The following is a 15,502-nucleotide window of genomic DNA, read 5'->3' on the forward strand; positions in this document are numbered from 1 at the left end:
CATGACACAGGCGGCCGGAATCGAGACCATCGTCGTCGGGATCCCCAAGCGGCGGTCCTTCCCGGGCCTGGGCCTGCTGCGGTCGACGCACGGGCTGCAGCGCGCGACGCTCATCGCGGGCCTCGTGCTGGTGGCGGCCTTCATCCTGATCGCGATCTTCGCGCCGCTGCTCGCGCGTTACGGATTCGCCCAGACCGGCGCCGACGGCGTCGAATTCGCCCGCCAGCAGGCCCCTTCGGCGGAACACTGGTTCGGCACCTCGGTGCGAGGCGAGGACGTGTACTCCCGCGTGATCTACGGTGCCCGCACAGCGCTGATGGTGATCGTGCTGTCCCTGGTGATCTCGTTGGTGGTCGGGGTGGTGCTGGGCCTGGTGTCCGGCTACCTGTCGGGATGGCTGGACCGGGTTCTGGTCCTGGTGATGGACGCGCTGTATGCCATGCCTTCGCTGCTGCTGGCGATCGTGGTGTCGGTGGTGCTGGCGGCCGGGCAGTCGGGCACCGTGGGCGGCATCCTGTCCGCGTCGGTGGCCATCATGGCGGTCTTCGTACCGCAGTACTTCCGCGTGGTGCGGAACGCGACCGTGGCGATCAAGGGCGAACCGTTCGTCGACGCGGCGCGTGTGACGGGTGCCAGTACGTCGCGAATCCTGTTCCGGCACATTCTGTCCAACGTGACGTCCTCGCTGCCGGTGATCATCACGCTCAACGGGGCCGAGGCGATCCTGACGCTGGCAGGCCTGGGCTTCCTCGGTTTCGGGATCGAGCCGACCCAGGCCGCCGAATGGGGATACGACCTCAACAAGGCGCTGTCAGACATCTCCAACGGCATCTGGTGGACGGCCGTGTTCCCCGGCGCGGCCATCGTGCTGGTGGTGCTCGGCATGACCCTGGTCGGTGAGAGCGTCAACGAGGCTCTGAACCCGCTGCTGCGCACCCGCCGGTCGGAGGGCAGATGACCGAAACCACTCAGTCCGCACCGGCGCTGTCGTTCCAGAGACTGTCGGTCAGCTTTGCGACCGACGCAGGTTCCGTCCGCGCCGTCGACGAGGTGTCGTTCGACGTCCAACCCGGCGAAGTGCTTGCGGTGGTGGGGGAGTCGGGCTCGGGGAAGTCAGTGTCATCGCGGGCCGCGATCGGTCTGCTGCCCGACACCGCTCGGGTCAGTGGCACCGTGCTGCTGGGGGACCGCGACGTCGCCACGCTGTCGGACAAACAGTTCACGGCGTTGCGCGGCAAGGACATCGCGATGGTGTTCCAGGAACCGGGCGCCGCACTGGATCCGCTGTTCACGGTGGGCTACCAGGTCAGTGAGGCCGTACGTGCGCACTCGGACATGAATCGCCGGGAGGCCCGGGAACGCGCGATCGAACTGCTGCGCCTGGTCCGTCTGCCCGACCCCGAACATCGCTACGACTACTACCCGCACCAGTTGTCCGGCGGCCAGAAACAGCGCGTGGTGATCGCCACCGCGATCGCATGCGACCCCGCCGTGATCATCGCCGACGAGCCGACCACGGCCCTTGACGTCACGGTGCAGGCCGAGATCCTCGAACTGCTGCGCGACCTGCGTGACCGGATGGGCAGTGCGATAGTCCTGATCACCCACAACATGGGCGTGGTGGCCGACCTGGCCGACCGGGTGGTGGTGATGAACGCCGGCAGGGTGGTCGAGATCGCCTCGGTGGAGAAGCTTTTCGACGAACCGGAGGCCGATTACACGCGCACGCTGCTCGACGCCGTGCCCCATCTGGGGCAGGGGCACACCGGGAAGGCCGCGACGGACGAGGACGCCCCGGTGGTGCTGGAGGTCAGCGGACTGACCGTGCAGTTCCCCGGCCCAATCGGCGGCGCGCCGTTCAAAGCAGTCGATAACGTCAGCCTGACGGTGGCGCGCGGGCGAACCCTGGGTCTGGTGGGTGAATCGGGTTCGGGCAAGTCGACGATCGGCCGCTGTGTCGCGGCGCTGCAGAAGCCGACGTCGGGCACGGTCACGATCCTCGGTCAGGAGATCACGGGTCTGAGCCAGCGCGCACTGCGGCCCGTGCGAGGCAGGTTCGGGTTCGTCTTCCAGGACCCCGCGACGTCACTGAATCCTCGCCTGCGCGTGGGTGACTGCGTCGCCGAACCCCTGTTGGTGCACAAGGTCGCCAAGGGCGAGAAGCTGCGGACGCGGGTGACCGAACTGCTCGATGCGGTAAGGCTGCCCAAGGACACCGCTGAGCGCTACCCGCACGAACTCTCCGGCGGCCAGCGTCAGCGCGCCAACCTGGCCCGGGCCCTGGCGCTTGGACCGGACCTGCTGGTCGCCGACGAACCGACCAGCGCACTCGACGTGTCCGTGCAGGCCTCGGTGCTGGACCTCTTCGAGGAACTGCAGCGGGAGTGGCAGTTCGCCTGCCTGTTCATCAGCCACGACCTCGCGGTCGTCGACCGACTGGCCGATGAGATCGCGGTGCTGCGCGACGGGGTGCTGCAGGAGGTCGGCACCCCCGACGCCATCCTGCGCAACCCGCAGACCGAGTACACCAGGCGACTGGTGGCCGCCGTGCCGGTGCCCGACCCGGCCGAGCAGCGCCGACGACGCGAGGCGTCGGCCGGGTTGTTCGACTGACTCAGTGGGTTTTCACCGACGGCTCACCCGACGCGAGCAGCGCCGAGATGCGTCGGTGCAGCAGGCGGCGCCGGAACGGCCACACCGTGGCGGCGTAGACCTGCCCCAGTAGCCCGCGGGGGACCAGGACGCTGCGGTGTCCCACCGCGGCGCGTCCGCCCTCGCCGGAGGCCGTGCTCAGTTCGAGCCGCACCTGTCCCATCGGCTGGCGGGCGCCGAGCACCAGCGTGCCCTCGGGCCCGTTCGCGACGGTTCGCCAGCCGCGTCCGACGCCCTGGCTCACCCGGCGCAACGCGGACGTGGTGTCGGTTCGGGTGGCGGTCGAGTGGGTCGCGACCCGCGCGTGCGCGCCCGACCATGTGGGATCACTGGGCAGCGGGTCGGCGGGGTCGGCCGACCACGCCGGTTCGAGGTCCGCGCGGGTCTGCTGGGCGAGCGCGCGCTCGACCGCGTCGCGGTAGCCGGTGAGCCCGCCGGGCCGCGGCGGGATCACGGCGTCGATGTCGTGCTCATCGCAGACCGCGTCACAGTGCAGTGACTCCACCAGCGGACGCGCCAACCCCGACGGGATGGGCGTGACCAACCCGACCCACCAACTGGCGATCGTCGGCGTCAGCCACGGCAGCACCAGGATCCGGCGCCGCCGCAGCCGGGCCACCTCCGCGTAGACCTGCATCATGTCGCCGTACCGCAGCACGTCGGGGCCGCCGACGTCCCACGCGCGGGTCTGTGGGAACGGGGCCGTCGCGGACTGCGCCAGATAGTGCAGTACGTCGCTCACCGAGATGGGCTGAATCTTGTTGTGCACCCATTTCGGTGTCGTCATCACCGGCAGTCGGTCGGTGAGGTGGCGAATCATCTCGAACGACGCCGATCCCGCGCCGACCACGACGCCGGCCTGCAGCACCACGGTCTCCACGCCTGAGGCCATCAGCGTCTCGCCGACCAGCGTGCGGGACTCCAGATGCGGCGACAGATTCGCATCGCAGGGATGCAGGCCACCCAGATAGACGATGCGGGCGACGCCCATCTCCTTCGCGGCCGCCGCGACGTTGCCTGCCGCCGTCCGCTCGGCGTCCGCGAAGTCCGAAGCCGTGCCCATCGAGTGGACCAGGTAGTACAGGACGTCGACGCCGTCGAAGGCCTCCCGCAGCGACTCGGGCTCGGCGAGATCTCCACGCACCACCTCCACGTCGTCGCGCCACGGCACCGCCGAGAGCTTGTCGGGGTTGCGCACCAGCGTGCGCACCTGATGGCCCTCGGCGAGCAGCACCGGCGTCAACCGGCTGCCGATGTAGCCGGTGGCACCGGTGACCAGACAGCGAGACAGAGCCGTCTCCTTCCCTTCGTCGACCCATATGTGATTCGGAGCCGCGCCGCGTTCGGATTGCCCGAACCAGCGCGCAGGAAACGATCGCGTGGGGTCCGCGTGGCCTCGGTGTCAAGGTCCGGCTGTCGAGCCACCGCGCCGACCGGTAGATTGAGGCGCGATGACCGATCGTGCTGAAGACCCCGTTGTTCCTGCCATCTCGTACGCGTCGGCCGGGGTCGACATCGAAGCGGGCGATCGTGCTGTGGAACTGTTCAAGCCGCTCGCGGCGAAGGCGACCCGGCCCGAGGTCCGTGGTGGCCTCGGCGGCTTCGCGGGCCTGTTCGCCCTGCGCAGTGGCTACCGTGAGCCCCTTTTGGCCTCGTCGACGGACGGCGTGGGCACCAAGCTCGCCGTCGCACAGGCCATGGACAAACACGACACCGTCGGCCTCGACCTGGTCGCGATGGTGGTCGACGACCTCGTGGTCTGTGGTGCCGAGCCGCTGTTCCTGCAGGACTACATCGCCGTGGGCCGCACGGTCCCCGAGCGGGTGCAGGCCATCGTGGCCGGCATCGCCGAGGGATGTGTGCAGGCCGGGTGTGCTCTGCTGGGCGGCGAGACGGCCGAACATCCCGGGCTGATGGAGCCCGACCACTACGACATCTCCGCCACGGGCGTCGGCGTCGTCGAGGCCGACAACGTGCTGGGCCCCGACCGCGTCCGTCCCGGCGACGTGATCATCGCGATGGGGTCCTCAGGCCTGCACTCCAACGGCTATTCACTGGCCCGCAAGGTGCTGCTCGAGATTGACCGGATGAACCTGGCCGGCCACGTCGAGGAGTTCGGCCGCACGCTCGGTGAAGAACTCCTGGAGCCAACCCGGATCTACGCCAAGGACTGCCTGGCCCTGGCGGCCGAGACTCAGGTCCGCACGTTCTGCCACGTCACCGGCGGCGGGCTCGCGGGCAACCTGGAACGCGTCATGCCTCCGGGCCTGGTGGCCGAGCTTGATCGCGGCACCTGGACGCCCGCACCGGTGTTCGGGATGATCGCGCAGCGCGGACGGATCGAGCGCGCCGAGATGGAGAAGACGTTCAACATGGGCGTCGGCATGGTGGCCGTCGTCGCGCCGGAGGACACCGACCGCGCGTTGGCCATCCTGACCGCCCGCCATCTGAACTGCTGGACGCTCGGCACTGTCAACAAGGGCACCAAGGACGGCGAGCGCGCCACGCTGGTGGGCCGCCACCCGCGGTTCTAGACACCCGCAGTTCTAGACACCCGCTGTGCTCGGCATCCGCGGTCGGTCAACACCCGCTGTGCTCGGCATCCGCGGGTCGGTCAATCTGCGCGCGGGGTTCTAAGCGAAAGTGAACCGGACGTCAGCACCCAGTCGGCTGGACCGACCGACCGTGGTGCGCTGAGGTGCCGAGGGGTGTGGAAACGGGACAGTTAGCGGCGCCAGCTGTCCTCGTCATCCCTCCAAGAATCGTCGGCTAACCCGTCGTCGAGCGCGTTGTTACCGCTCTCCGACCCGGCCAGCTCGCGCTGAAGCCGCTCAAAATCGGTTTGTGGAGAGCTGTACTTAAGCTCTCGTGCAACCTTGGTCTGCTTTGCCTTAGCCCGGCCGCGGCCCATGGGGGAACCCCCTCGCGCAATAACGGAGCGGCCCGAAATCAGGCGGCTCCGATCTGTGTCTGTTTATTGTCCTGCGACCACTTTACCGTGCCCTGTGGTCGTCCGCTGGCAGGCCCGGGCGCGGCGGGCGTCACACCTGGTCCTCACTGGCCCCGCGAACGCCCCTGAAGCTGGTTGATGGCCGCCCGACCGGCCCCGATGCCGTCGGCCGGGGGCAGGGAGTCGGCGTCGATGGCGGCCGCCACCTCGACGTCACCGCCGGTGGTCAGAGGTGTCTCGGCCGGAAGTCCCCGTTTGAGCAGTGCCAGGGCGATCGCACCCTCGTCGACGTGGTCGACCACGGTGCCCAGCCGTCCGACCGCGCGTCCGCCCGCAAGCAGGGGATCGCCGGTTGCCGGACGATCGGCTTCCCCGTCGAGGTGGAGCAGGGCCAGCATCCGCGGCGGCTTGCCGAGGTTGTGCACGCGGGCCACCGTCTCCTGTCCGCGGTAGCACCCCTTGTCCAGGTGCACGGCGCCCGTCCCGGGGCCGCCGATCCAGCCGACCTCGTGCGGGATGGTCCGTTCGTCGGTGTCGACGCCGAGTCTGGGGCGTACGGCGGCCACGCGGTGCGCCTCGTAGGCCCACACACCCGCCGGGCGCACCCCGGCGTCGCCCAGACGGGCCAGCCAGTCCGCTTTGGCCTCCCGAGGGACCAGCAGATCGATCTCCGGGGGTCCGTCCGGCGTGCTGGGCATCCGACGGACGAAGCCGCCGTCGGCCAGCGGGGTCGCGAACATCACGTCGGGCAGGGCGGGGATCCCAAGGGCCGCCAGCACGTCGGCGTCGGCCAGCCTGGGACCGATCAGCGACAGCACCGCGAAGTCGGCGGCGGCGGGCTTCACGTCGGCCCAGAACACCATCTTCGTAAGGAAGTTCAGCAGCGGTTGCGCCCGCCAGGGCTCGGTGTCCAGGTGGGTCACCCCGCCGAGCTCAGTCTGGATCCAGTGGTCTTCGACGCGTCCCTGACCGTCCAGGCTCAGGTTCTGCGTGCTGGCCCCGTCGGGCAGTGCGGCCACGTCCTGGCTGGAGATGGTGTGCAGCCAACTCTGCCGTTCGGGGCCGGTGAGCGTGAGGACGCCGCGATGCGAGCGGTCGATCACCACCGCCTCGTGCGCCGCGGCGCGCTGCTCGCCCAGCGGATCGCCGAAATGCCACACGGCGCCCGAGTCGGGACCGTCTTCAGGTGCGGGGACAGCTGACACAGGTCAACTCTACGGACCACCGCCTAGGCTGTGTGCCCATGGCGGTGGTGGTGACTCTCGACGGCGAAGTGCGCGATCCCGACGTGCCCCTGCTGCACGCCGACGATCTGGCCGCGGTGCGCGGGGACGGCGTGTTCGAGACGCTGCTGGTGCGCGAAGGCCGGCCCTGCCTTGCCGAGGCGCACCTGGCGCGCCTGGCGAACTCGGCCGCCATGCTCGACCTGCCCGCGCCCGATCTGGTGGCGTGGCGGGCGGCCATCGACAAGGCCGCTGTCGAATGGTCGGCGCAGACGCAGGATGAGGGGGCACTGCGACTGGTCTACTCGCGCGGTCGCGAAAGCCTGTCCCTGCCGACGGCCTATGTGACTGTGAATCCCCTGGCGAAGCGCGTGTACGCCGCGCGGCGCGCGGGGGTGAAGGCCGTGCTGCTCGACCGGGGGCTGCCCGTCGCGGGAACCGACTCGATGCCCTGGCTGCTGGCGGGCGCCAAGACGCTGTCGTACGCCGTGAACATGGCCGCACTGCGGCACGCGGCGACGCTGGGTGCCGACGAGGTGATCTTCGTCAGCTCCGACGGCTACATCCTCGAAGGACCGCGATCGACCGTGGTGATCGCCACCGACATCGACGGCAAGCCCGGGTTCCTGACACCGCCGCCGTGGTATCCGATCCTGCGAGGCACCACCCAGCAGGCGTTGTTCGAGGTGGCTCGCGCCGAGGGGTATGACTGCGACCTGCAGCCCCTTCGCCCCGCTGATCTGTTTGCGGCCCAAGGTGTTTGGCTGATCTCGGCGATCACGCTCGGGGCTCGGGTGCATACCCTGGACGGCCAGTCGCTGCCGAGTTCGGGGCTGGCCCGCGAGTTCGCGGGCATGGTCGACCGGGCCATCACCGCTGCGCGCTGAGCGAACGAAAATCCCTTGTACCTCCGGGACTGCGCGAGTACGGTCGGCCGTACACAGGGAAGGAGGTGGTCCGACAAATTGAGTGACGTATGGACATGTGAGGTGGCTGCCCGCTAGCAGCACCAGGCGAGGAAATTCACCTGCGCGCGCTGGCGAATTCCAAGCAGCCACCCGGCCCCCGAGCCCTCGGTCTGTCCAAACCGGAACACGGCTCGGGGGCCGCTCCATGTCTGGGCTCAGTCTCACGACGGGGGTGGGCGCCAGAGACCGGCGGAGTGCCCCCTTGTCCGCGCTCCTATGCGCGAGATCTGCGTCGTGGTCGTGGAAGCCGCCGATTCCGGGGCTCAGGCAGCCATCACGTCGATCTCGCCGATGGCGCCCGGAATCTACGGAGCGGCGGGGCCGGGGCCCAGCGGGCTGCAGGCCTGCATGGCCTTGTCCCAAGTGGCCGGGTCCACACCCGGCGGGGGTCCGGCGGGCGACACCGCGGACTCGTCGATCCCATGCTCATGCAGGCAGTGCGCCAGCGACCCGTGTTCGGACGTGTCTGGGGCGTGACTTGTCTCGGTGGGATCGGCCGGGGTCGGTTCGGACCCACACCCCACGAGCGTCAGCGCAGCGGCGACCCAGCCCGCCGCGAACACACGGGTACGACATGACTGCACAGATATCTCCCTGGTCAGCGCCGGCTCAGCCGACGTATCGAGACAGGCGGGCCGACAGGTGCGGCACCAGACCGCCGTCGGCGTCGACCCGTTCCTCGACGTAGGCCAGGTCGCCGCCGTCGATGATGCCGTACAAACGCTTGGCGCCGCCGACCAGGACCCCGGACTTGCTGCGCGCCAGCGCATCGGTCACCAGTTCCCACGAGGACTGGTTGAGGGGACGGCCGTAGAACAGTTCGATGTAACCCGTGGAATGCGCGAGCAGAAGTTCGATGGCCTGCGACTCGCTGGGGTCGTTCGAGTCGGCGACGAAGCGCCAGTAGCCGGTTTCGCGAAGCGCATGCTCCCGGTAGCCGCCCTCGTCGTCCAGGTGCCAGGACCGGGCTTCCCAGTTCAGGTAGTCGGCACCGTCATGAGAGACGACGATCTGCTGTCCGAAGCGGTAGTCGCCGTGCGGACCTCGGCCCTCGCCCTCACCGCGCCACACGCCGATCAACGGCAGCAGCGCGAGCAGCGCATCGTGCAGATCCGCGCCTTCCCGAAGGTTGGCGGTGTCGGCAGGTGCCGGAAGGTCGTCGAAGACCGGGATGTTGCGCGCCGAGGTGGCCTTGGCGCGTTCGGCCGCAGCGGCGACCGCGCGGTCACCTGAACCAGGGGTCGCGCGGACACCTGAGTCGGGAGTCGCGCGGTCCTCTGAGTCAGCGCGGTCGCCTGAGTCGGGGGTCGCGCCGGGCACGGCGTCGCTGCCGGGCATCAGCCGGTCAGGACTCGTCCGAGATCAGCCGGTACAGCGCGTACAACGCGAACCACGTGATGACCGCGGCGGCCGCGACGAGCATGAATTCGAAGAACAGAACCACAGCGGTGAGTCTAGTTCGTGACGTCTGCGCCAGTCGCGCCGGTCCCCGCTCACGAGTGCGAAATTGCTCACTCGCGGCGGGAACCGGCTTCAAGCGACTAAGCGACCTTGACGTCAACCTCGTGGATGCCGGCGCCGGTGGGGGCCACCACGACATCGCCGTTGCCGACCTTCGACAGGGCCCGCACGCGCCAGGTGCCCGGCGCGGCGAAGAACCGGAAGTCACCGGTGGCAGACGCGACGACCTCAGCGGTGAACTCGTCGGAGGAGTCGAGCAGCCGGACGAACGCGCCGCCCACGGTCTGACCGGCGTCGTCGACCACGCGACCGGTGATCACGGTCTCCTTCTCCAGGTCGACACCTGCGGGCACTGCCTGTCCTTGCTTAGGGGCTGAGCACATGTTTCTTAACTTCCCAACTCGATCGGGGCACCCACCAGGGAGCCGTATTCCGTCCAACTGCCGTCGTAGTTCTTGACGTTCTGGTGGCCCAGAAGTTCCTGCAGCACGAACCAGGTGTGCGACGAGCGCTCACCGATGCGGCAGTACGCGATGGTCTCCTTCTTGCCGTCCAGGCCGGCCTCGGCGTAGAGCTTGGCCAGATCCTCGTCCGACTTGAAGGTGCCGTCCTCGTTGGCCGCCTTGCTCCACGGCACGTTGATGGCCGTCGGGATGTGGCCGGCGCGCTGGCTCTGCTCCTGCGGCAGGTGGGCCGGGGCCAGGATCTTGCCGGAGAACTCGTCGGGAGAGCGCACGTCGACCAGGTTCTTCTCGCCGATGGCCTTGATGACCTCGTCGCGGAACGCACGAATGCTGTTGTCGGGTTCCTTGGCGGAGTAGCTGGTCTGCGGGCGCGAGACGGCATCGGCGGTCAAGGGGCGACCGTCGAGTTCCCACTTCTTGCGACCGCCGTCGAGGAGCTTGACGTTCTCGTGGCCGTAGAGCTTGAAGTACCAGTACGCGTACGCCGCGAACCAGTTGTTGTTGCCGCCGTAGAGAATCACGGTGTCGTCGTTGCTGATGCCGCGCTCGGACAACAGCTTCGAGAACTGCGCGGCGTCGACGAAGTCGCGCTTGACGGGGTCCTGCAGGTCGGTCTTCCAGTCCAACCGGACGGCGCCGGCGATGTGGCCGGTGTCGTAGGCGCTGGTGTCTTCATCGACCTCGACGAAGACAGTGTTCGGCGCCTCGAGATTGCTCTCGGCCCAGTCGGTGGAGACCAGGACATCGGAGCGTGCCATGAAGTGGGTCCTTTCGATTGCGGTGCGTGGGGTTGTTAAGCGGTGACTCGTGTCCGCCGCAGACGAGCGACGAACGGGTAGATCTGGCAGCCGAGGCAGATGCCGAAGGCCGCATTGAGAAACGCCGCGAACAGTGCGAACGCGGTGGCAGTGAGGCCGAGCGGGGCGCTGCCCAGGGCGAAACCGGCGGTGCCGACGACCGCGAAGACGAACCCGACCAACTGGGCGAACTTCAGCGGCGGGATCGGCTCACGTTCGGTCACCGGTCCCAGACGGGGCGCCACCAGGCTGGCGAAGATGCGGCCGAAGGGGTGCCTGCGCGGTCCGAGCGAGGCGCCGACGGCGAAGACCACGGCCTGCACACCCAGCAGCGTCGCCGCGGCCGCCGTGCTGAACGAGGAGATGAGCAGCGTGGCGATCAGGACGGTTGTCGTCACCCAGGCGACGAACCTGGGGCCTCTGACATCGACCTGATCGGGTGTGTTGACGTTCGACATAAAGGTGCTCCTGCTGTGTTGTCTTTGGACTGGGCGCGAACAGGCCACAGAGGCTGCTCGCGGGGTGCGCGCGAAGAGCGCGCAGCGACTCAGCGGCAACAACAACAGCAACAGCCCGCGACGCGGCACAGATCAACTGCGCGGCGCTTGGTGAGCGAAAGCTCAATGCGGGCTGACACGCCGGACAGCTTACCCAATGAGACCGTGATCAGGCCAATAGCGGTTCGAGCGCTGACCGCAGGTCACCGGCATTGGGGACCCCGGTGGTCCGGTAGCGCGGGTGGCCGTCGCGATCGAAAATGATCGTTGTCGGCAGTGACAGCACCGAAAGCCGCCGTGCGGCCTCCGGATTGTCGTCCATATCGATCTCCACATGGGCGACCGACGGCAGTTCGGCGCACACCGTGTCGACGACCCGGCGGACGGCGGCGCAGGGTCCGCACCACGTCGCGCTGAAGTGCAGAACCGTCGGCCCGGTGTCGGACAGGCCCAACCCGGTCGTGTCGACGTTGGCGGCCTTGGCGGCATCACGCAGCATCCCCGAACGCAGCGTGATCAACCGTCCGACGAGATATCCGAGGGCCAGAACGGCGATCACGATGACGATCGTGAGGCCAGCAGATGTGTTCATGATTGTGTGAACTCCGCCAGCGTGATGGTCAATCCCTCGGTGATCCCCTCAATGATCACATCCGATCCGCGGGCACCCTGGCTGGTCGGTGCGACGCCGAACGGCAGGCGCTGGTCGGGCAGGCGGGCCGCGAACGCTGCCAGCACTGCGTCGCGGTTCTCCTCGGGCACCTCCTGATCGGCGGTGCCGGGGCCGGTGAGCACCTCCGTCGGCGTGAACACCAGCGTCGTGCGTTCCGGACCCTCGATCGAGAGGTCCACCGAGACGCTGACCCGCTCTTCCAAGCCGGCCGACTTCGGCGTCGCGGTGAACACCAGGCCCTGGCTGCCCGAGATGCCGGATTCGGTGGTGCCGCCCGTCGCATCGTTGGATTCGCGGGTCGGTGCCTCCACCATCAGGTCCTTGAGTCCCATGAACGCCCCGAGGTGGGCGGAGTCGATGATGATGCGACTCTCAATCTTGCCGATCGGAAGCGGCGCTTCCGGCCTGACCAGCCACGATGCGTCCGTCAACCCGACCGAGTGCATCGTGGCCTCAAGTGAGGCGCGGCCGACGTGCCGGTGCTCGACGTCGTTCGCCTTGATCTCGACCTCGTCGTAGTGGTGACGCATGGCCTGCGGACTGAACGGAAACCCCAGGATGGCCACCGACGGATCCCACTGCAGATGCGCGGCGTTGCGAACCGCGCGGGACAGGCGGTACTCGGCGAGGATCGCAGCTCCGAAGTCCACGGCAATCGCCGCGAGCACGACGGTCAGCACGGCCACAGCGCTCCGGGTCACGAATCTCCGCACGCCGCCATTGTGTCCTACCTGCGCCTCATGGCCGTTCAACAGGGCTGATCGACGGGCGTCAGGTTATCGTTATACGAACCTGGTCGGTAACGACGATGTGTCGGCCATGAATCTAGGGGATCACCCCTGGTCTCTGGAGGCCCTGTTGGAGCTACTGCTACTCACCGTCGACCCACATCCGGAGTCCGTACTTCCGTCGCTGGCTCTGCTGGCCCACAACGTCCGCTCCGCCCCGACCGAAGTGTCCTCGCTGCTCGAGGCCGGAACCGCTGATGTGGCGATCGTCGATGCGCGCACCGATCTCGCGGCCGCCCGCGGCCTCTGTCGACTGCTGGGGACCACCAACACCGGCGTTCCGGTGGTGGCCGTGGTCAACGAGGGCGGCCTGGTCGCCGTGAACGTCGAATGGGGTCTCGACGAGATCCTGCTTCCCAGCACCGGACCCGCCGAGATCGACGCCCGTCTGCGCCTGCTGGTGGGCCGACGCGGCGGTGTGGCGAGCCAGGAGAGTGCGGGCAAGGTCACCCTCGGCGAGTTGGTGATCGACGAGGGCACTTACACCGCCCGCCTGCGGGGTCGCCCGCTCGACCTGACCTACAAAGAGTTCGAACTGCTCAAGTACCTCGCGCAGCATGCCGGCCGGGTGTTCACCCGCGCGCAACTGCTGCAGGAGGTCTGGGGCTATGACTTCTTCGGCGGCACCCGCACCGTCGACGTCCACGTCCGGCGACTGCGCGCGAAGCTCGGCCCCGAATACGAGTCGCTCATCGGCACGGTCCGCAACGTCGGCTACAAGGCCGTCCGGCCCACCCGTGGGCGACCGCCGGTCGCCGATCCCGGTGCTGAGGAGGTCGAGTTCGCCGAACTCGACCAGGACGATCTCATCGCCGACGACGACGCCCTGGCCGCGGATTCCGACGCCTTCGCCGATCCGCTGCACAGCCAGTGACCGAGCTGTCCTGGCGTACCGCACTGACCTCCGAAGAGCAGCTTGCAGTCGCCGAGATTATCAGGGCCGCAACGGAATTCGATGATGTTGTGCCTGTCGGCGAGCAGGTCATCCGGGAACTCGGGCATCAGCGCACCGAGCATCTGCTCGCGCGCGACGACACCGGCGCGCAGATCGGGTACCTCAACCTCACACCCGAGATGGCCGAACTCGTCGTGCATCCGTCCGCGCGCAGGCGCGGTGTGGGTGCTGACCTGATCCGCGCTGCCCTGCAGCGGTCGGACAAGATCCGGTTCTGGGCCCACGGCACGTTGCCCGCCGCCGAGGCCACCGCCCGCGCGGCCGGCCTGGTCGCGGTGCGTCGACTGTTGCAGATGCGGCGCCCCCTGGGTGACCTGCCCGCGGTCGACGACGCCCCGGACACCGAGATCCGCACGTACGCAGGGCCTTCCGACGACGCCGAACTGCTGCGGGTCAACAACGCGGCCTTCTCCTGGCATCCCGAACAGGGCGGATGGACCGAGGCCGACATCGCCGAACGTCGCGACGAGTCGTGGTTCGATCCTGAGGGCCTGTTCCTGGCGTTCGACGCCGGCACCGATCATCTGGTGGGCTTCCACTGGACCAAGGTGCACAAGGATCCGGAGGGCCTCGGCGAGGTCTACGTCGTGGGCGTGGACCCAGAGGCGCAGGGTCGCGGGCTGGGCCGCATCCTGACCGCGGTCGGCATGCGTCACCTCGCGCAGCGCCTGTCGTCGTACCCGGACCCCGTCGTGATGCTCTACGTCGAGTCCGACAACACCGCGGCGGTCCGCACGTATGACCGTTTGGGCTTCACGGTGCACAGCGTCGACACCGCCTACGCACGCGATTAGAGGCTCACAGCCTGCCGCCATCCGGCGTTCACGCAGCTGTTCACTCCACGTTCACCCGCCATCGGGGTTCTGTCCATCACCAGCGCATACGTTGCCGATGAATGGCAACAGCAGGCACTTGTGGCACACAGAAAGTGGGTTCGGTGAAGCGCAACACCATGGGCAGGTCTGTCCTGACTGCGATCTCGGCGACGGCCGTCGCGGGTCTGGCCCTCACGGCATGCGGCAGCGACAACAACACTCCCGCGGGCACGACGGCGACCGGCACGGCGTTGGGTGCGGCCAACTGCGAGGGCAAGAACACCCTCACCGGTGAGGGTTCGACGGCGCAGCAGAACGCCATCGCACTGTTCAACCAGGCGTGGGGGCAGGCCTGCCCGGGCAAGAACCTCGCCTACAACCCCACGGGGTCGGGCGCCGGGCGCGAGCAGTTCATCGCCAAGAACGTCGACTTCGCGGGTTCGGACTCGGCCCTCAAGGACGAGCAGGTCCAACAGGCCGCCGCACGCTGCGGCGACAACCCGGCGTGGAACCTGCCGCTGGTGTTCGGCCCCATCGCCCTGGCCTTCAACGTCGACGGCGTCGACAGGCTCGCGGTCAACGCCGACCTGTTGGCCAAGATCTTCGGTGGCCAGATCACCAGGTGGAACGACCCCGCGATCGCGGCCCTCAACGAGGGCGCGACACTGCCCGACACCCCGATCACGCCGATCTTCCGTTCGGACTCCTCAGGCACCACCGACAACTTCCAGAAGTATCTGGAGACCGCGGCTCCGGAGAGTTGGACCAAGGGAGCGGGCAGCGAGTTCCAGGGTGGTGCCGGCGAGGGCGCGCAGAAGTCGGCGGGCGTCGTGCAGGCCGTGCAGTCCACCCCCGGATCGATCGGTTACGTCGAGAAGGGTTTCGCCGAGCAGGCGGGGGTGCCGTTCGCCCAGATCGACACTGGCAGCGGCGCCGTCGAACTGACCGACGAGTCGGCCGCCAAGGCGATCGACGCGGCCACGTTCGCCGGCGAAGGCCACGATCTGGTGCTCGACCTGGCGTCGCTGTACGGCACCACGGAACCCGGCGCCTATCCGCTGGTCCTGGCCACCTACAACATCGTGTGCTCCAAGGGGTACGACCCCGACACCGCCGCGGCGGTGCGTTCCTTCATGACGGTGGCCGCCAACCAGGGCCAGAGCGGCCTGTCCGCTGCGGGCTACGTTCCGCTGCCGGATAAGTTCAAGGAACGCCTCACCGCGGCAATCGACGCCATTGCGTAGTACCCCCTGCGAATC

18 protein-coding genes are annotated in these 15,502 nt (G+C 68.4%); 7 read left to right on the forward strand and 11 right to left on the reverse strand.

The annotated features are described in order from the left end of the window. Window position 1: 1 nt before the first annotated feature. Both G6N34_RS01510 and G6N34_RS01515 read left to right on the forward strand, forming a co-directional pair. Window positions 2–958 carry an ABC transporter permease gene (locus G6N34_RS01510; RefSeq protein WP_085156369.1) on the forward strand — a complete coding sequence of 319 codons (957 nt, stop codon included), beginning with the start codon at window positions 2–4 and terminating at the stop codon, window positions 956–958. After that, window positions 955–2,613 carry an ABC transporter ATP-binding protein gene (locus tag G6N34_RS01515; RefSeq protein ID WP_085156366.1) on the forward strand — a complete coding sequence of 553 codons (1,659 nt, stop codon included), beginning with the start codon at window positions 955–957 and terminating at the stop codon, window positions 2,611–2,613. Before G6N34_RS01510 ends, G6N34_RS01515 begins: the two co-directional genes overlap by 4 nt. A gap of 1 nt (window position 2,614) precedes the next feature. Here the strand turns inward: G6N34_RS01515 and G6N34_RS01520 are convergent, their stop codons facing one another. Then, window positions 2,615–3,973, reverse strand: coding sequence for an NAD(P)H-binding protein (locus G6N34_RS01520; protein WP_085156364.1), 1,359 nt, complete (start codon window positions 3,971–3,973; stop codon window positions 2,615–2,617). Between the two features lie 130 nt (window positions 3,974–4,103). Between G6N34_RS01520 and purM the strand changes: the two genes are divergently transcribed. Then, complete coding sequence (gene purM, locus G6N34_RS01525; RefSeq protein WP_085156361.1) at window positions 4,104–5,186, forward strand: phosphoribosylformylglycinamidine cyclo-ligase; 1,083 nt, start codon at window positions 4,104–4,106, stop codon at window positions 5,184–5,186. 191 nt (window positions 5,187–5,377) lie between these two features. Here purM and G6N34_RS01530 read toward each other — a convergent pair whose 3' ends face one another. Beyond that, window positions 5,378–5,563, reverse strand: a complete 186-nt coding sequence (locus G6N34_RS01530; RefSeq protein ID WP_085156359.1) for a DUF3073 domain-containing protein — start codon at window positions 5,561–5,563, stop codon at window positions 5,378–5,380. 143 nt (window positions 5,564–5,706) lie between these two features. Beyond that, entirely contained in the window at window positions 5,707–6,807 is a 1,101-nt protein-coding gene (gene ygfZ / locus G6N34_RS01535) for a CAF17-like 4Fe-4S cluster assembly/insertion protein YgfZ (protein WP_085156356.1), read from the reverse strand. 44 nt (window positions 6,808–6,851) lie between these two features. Here ygfZ and G6N34_RS01540 point away from each other — a divergent pair, with 44 nt between their 5' ends. After that, entirely contained in the window at window positions 6,852–7,712 is an 861-nt protein-coding gene (locus tag G6N34_RS01540; RefSeq protein ID WP_085156462.1) for an aminodeoxychorismate lyase, read from the forward strand. Window positions 7,713–8,098: 386 nt separating this feature from the next. Here the strand turns inward: G6N34_RS01540 and G6N34_RS01545 are convergent, their stop codons facing one another. From G6N34_RS01545 to lmeA, 8 genes are all read right to left on the reverse strand, one after another. After that, window positions 8,099–8,377: a hypothetical protein gene (locus G6N34_RS01545; protein WP_234813096.1), complete on the reverse strand. Its 279-nt coding sequence runs from the start codon at window positions 8,375–8,377 to the stop codon at window positions 8,099–8,101. A gap of 25 nt (window positions 8,378–8,402) precedes the next feature. Beyond that, complete coding sequence (locus G6N34_RS01550) at window positions 8,403–9,131, reverse strand: heme-binding beta-barrel domain-containing protein (RefSeq protein ID WP_085156350.1); 729 nt, start codon at window positions 9,129–9,131, stop codon at window positions 8,403–8,405. A 203-nt stretch (window positions 9,132–9,334) separates the two neighbouring features. Next, the gene (locus G6N34_RS01555) at window positions 9,335–9,637 is read right to left on the reverse strand and encodes a DUF1416 domain-containing protein (RefSeq protein ID WP_085156347.1); all 303 of its coding nucleotides are present in this window, start codon (window positions 9,635–9,637) and stop codon (window positions 9,335–9,337) included. Between the two features lie 5 nt (window positions 9,638–9,642). Continuing rightward, window positions 9,643–10,476: a sulfurtransferase gene (locus G6N34_RS01560; RefSeq protein ID WP_085156344.1), complete on the reverse strand. Its 834-nt coding sequence runs from the start codon at window positions 10,474–10,476 to the stop codon at window positions 9,643–9,645. 35 nt (window positions 10,477–10,511) lie between these two features. Beyond that, complete coding sequence (locus tag G6N34_RS01565) at window positions 10,512–10,973, reverse strand: DUF4395 domain-containing protein (protein ID WP_085156341.1); 462 nt, start codon at window positions 10,971–10,973, stop codon at window positions 10,512–10,514. 89 nt (window positions 10,974–11,062) lie between these two features. Then, on the reverse strand, window positions 11,063–11,152 hold the full coding sequence (locus tag G6N34_RS28410; protein WP_407663200.1) for an Ms5788A family Cys-rich leader peptide: 90 nt from the start codon (window positions 11,150–11,152) through the stop codon (window positions 11,063–11,065). Between the two features lie 29 nt (window positions 11,153–11,181). After that, window positions 11,182–11,604, reverse strand: a complete 423-nt coding sequence (locus G6N34_RS01570; RefSeq protein ID WP_085156338.1) for a thioredoxin family protein — start codon at window positions 11,602–11,604, stop codon at window positions 11,182–11,184. Next, complete coding sequence (lmeA, locus tag G6N34_RS01575; protein ID WP_085156335.1) at window positions 11,601–12,398, reverse strand: mannan chain length control protein LmeA; 798 nt, start codon at window positions 12,396–12,398, stop codon at window positions 11,601–11,603. Before lmeA ends, G6N34_RS01570 begins: the two co-directional genes overlap by 4 nt. 145 nt (window positions 12,399–12,543) lie before the next feature. Here lmeA and G6N34_RS01580 point away from each other — a divergent pair, with 145 nt between their 5' ends. From G6N34_RS01580 to pstS, 3 genes are all read left to right on the forward strand, one after another. Beyond that, window positions 12,544–13,347 carry a winged helix-turn-helix transcriptional regulator gene (locus G6N34_RS01580; RefSeq protein ID WP_085156459.1) on the forward strand — a complete coding sequence of 268 codons (804 nt, stop codon included), beginning with the start codon at window positions 12,544–12,546 and terminating at the stop codon, window positions 13,345–13,347. Continuing rightward, complete coding sequence (gene mshD, locus G6N34_RS01585; RefSeq protein ID WP_085156332.1) at window positions 13,344–14,222, forward strand: mycothiol synthase; 879 nt, start codon at window positions 13,344–13,346, stop codon at window positions 14,220–14,222. The genes G6N34_RS01580 and mshD overlap by 4 nt, the downstream gene beginning before the upstream one ends. Before the next feature lie 158 nt (window positions 14,223–14,380). Then, on the forward strand, window positions 14,381–15,487 hold the full coding sequence (gene pstS, locus G6N34_RS01590) for a phosphate ABC transporter substrate-binding protein PstS (protein ID WP_276061886.1): 1,107 nt from the start codon (window positions 14,381–14,383) through the stop codon (window positions 15,485–15,487). Window positions 15,488–15,502: the final 15 nt, after the last annotated feature.

Source organism: Mycolicibacterium confluentis, assembly GCF_010729895.1.
Classification (GTDB): domain Bacteria; phylum Actinomycetota; class Actinomycetes; order Mycobacteriales; family Mycobacteriaceae; genus Mycobacterium; species Mycobacterium confluentis.

Coding starts and splice junctions, on each gene's coding strand:
- G6N34_RS01510 (WP_085156369.1), top strand. CDS start 2: ATGACACAGGCGGCCGGAATCGAGACCATCGTCGTCGGGATCCCCAAG.
- G6N34_RS01515 (WP_085156366.1), top strand. CDS start 955: ATGACCGAAACCACTCAGTCCGCACCGGCGCTGTCGTTCCAGAGACTG.
- purM (WP_085156361.1), top strand. CDS start 4,104: ATGACCGATCGTGCTGAAGACCCCGTTGTTCCTGCCATCTCGTACGCG.
- G6N34_RS01530 (WP_085156359.1), bottom strand. CDS start 5,563: ATGGGCCGCGGCCGGGCTAAGGCAAAGCAGACCAAGGTTGCACGAGAG.
- G6N34_RS01550 (WP_085156350.1), bottom strand. CDS start 9,131: ATGCCCGGCAGCGACGCCGTGCCCGGCGCGACCCCCGACTCAGGCGAC.
- G6N34_RS01555 (WP_085156347.1), bottom strand. CDS start 9,637: ATGTGCTCAGCCCCTAAGCAAGGACAGGCAGTGCCCGCAGGTGTCGAC.
- G6N34_RS01560 (WP_085156344.1), bottom strand. CDS start 10,476: ATGGCACGCTCCGATGTCCTGGTCTCCACCGACTGGGCCGAGAGCAAT.
- G6N34_RS01565 (WP_085156341.1), bottom strand. CDS start 10,973: ATGTCGAACGTCAACACACCCGATCAGGTCGATGTCAGAGGCCCCAGG.
- G6N34_RS01570 (WP_085156338.1), bottom strand. CDS start 11,604: ATGAACACATCTGCTGGCCTCACGATCGTCATCGTGATCGCCGTTCTG.
- pstS (WP_276061886.1), top strand. CDS start 14,381: ATGGGCAGGTCTGTCCTGACTGCGATCTCGGCGACGGCCGTCGCGGGT.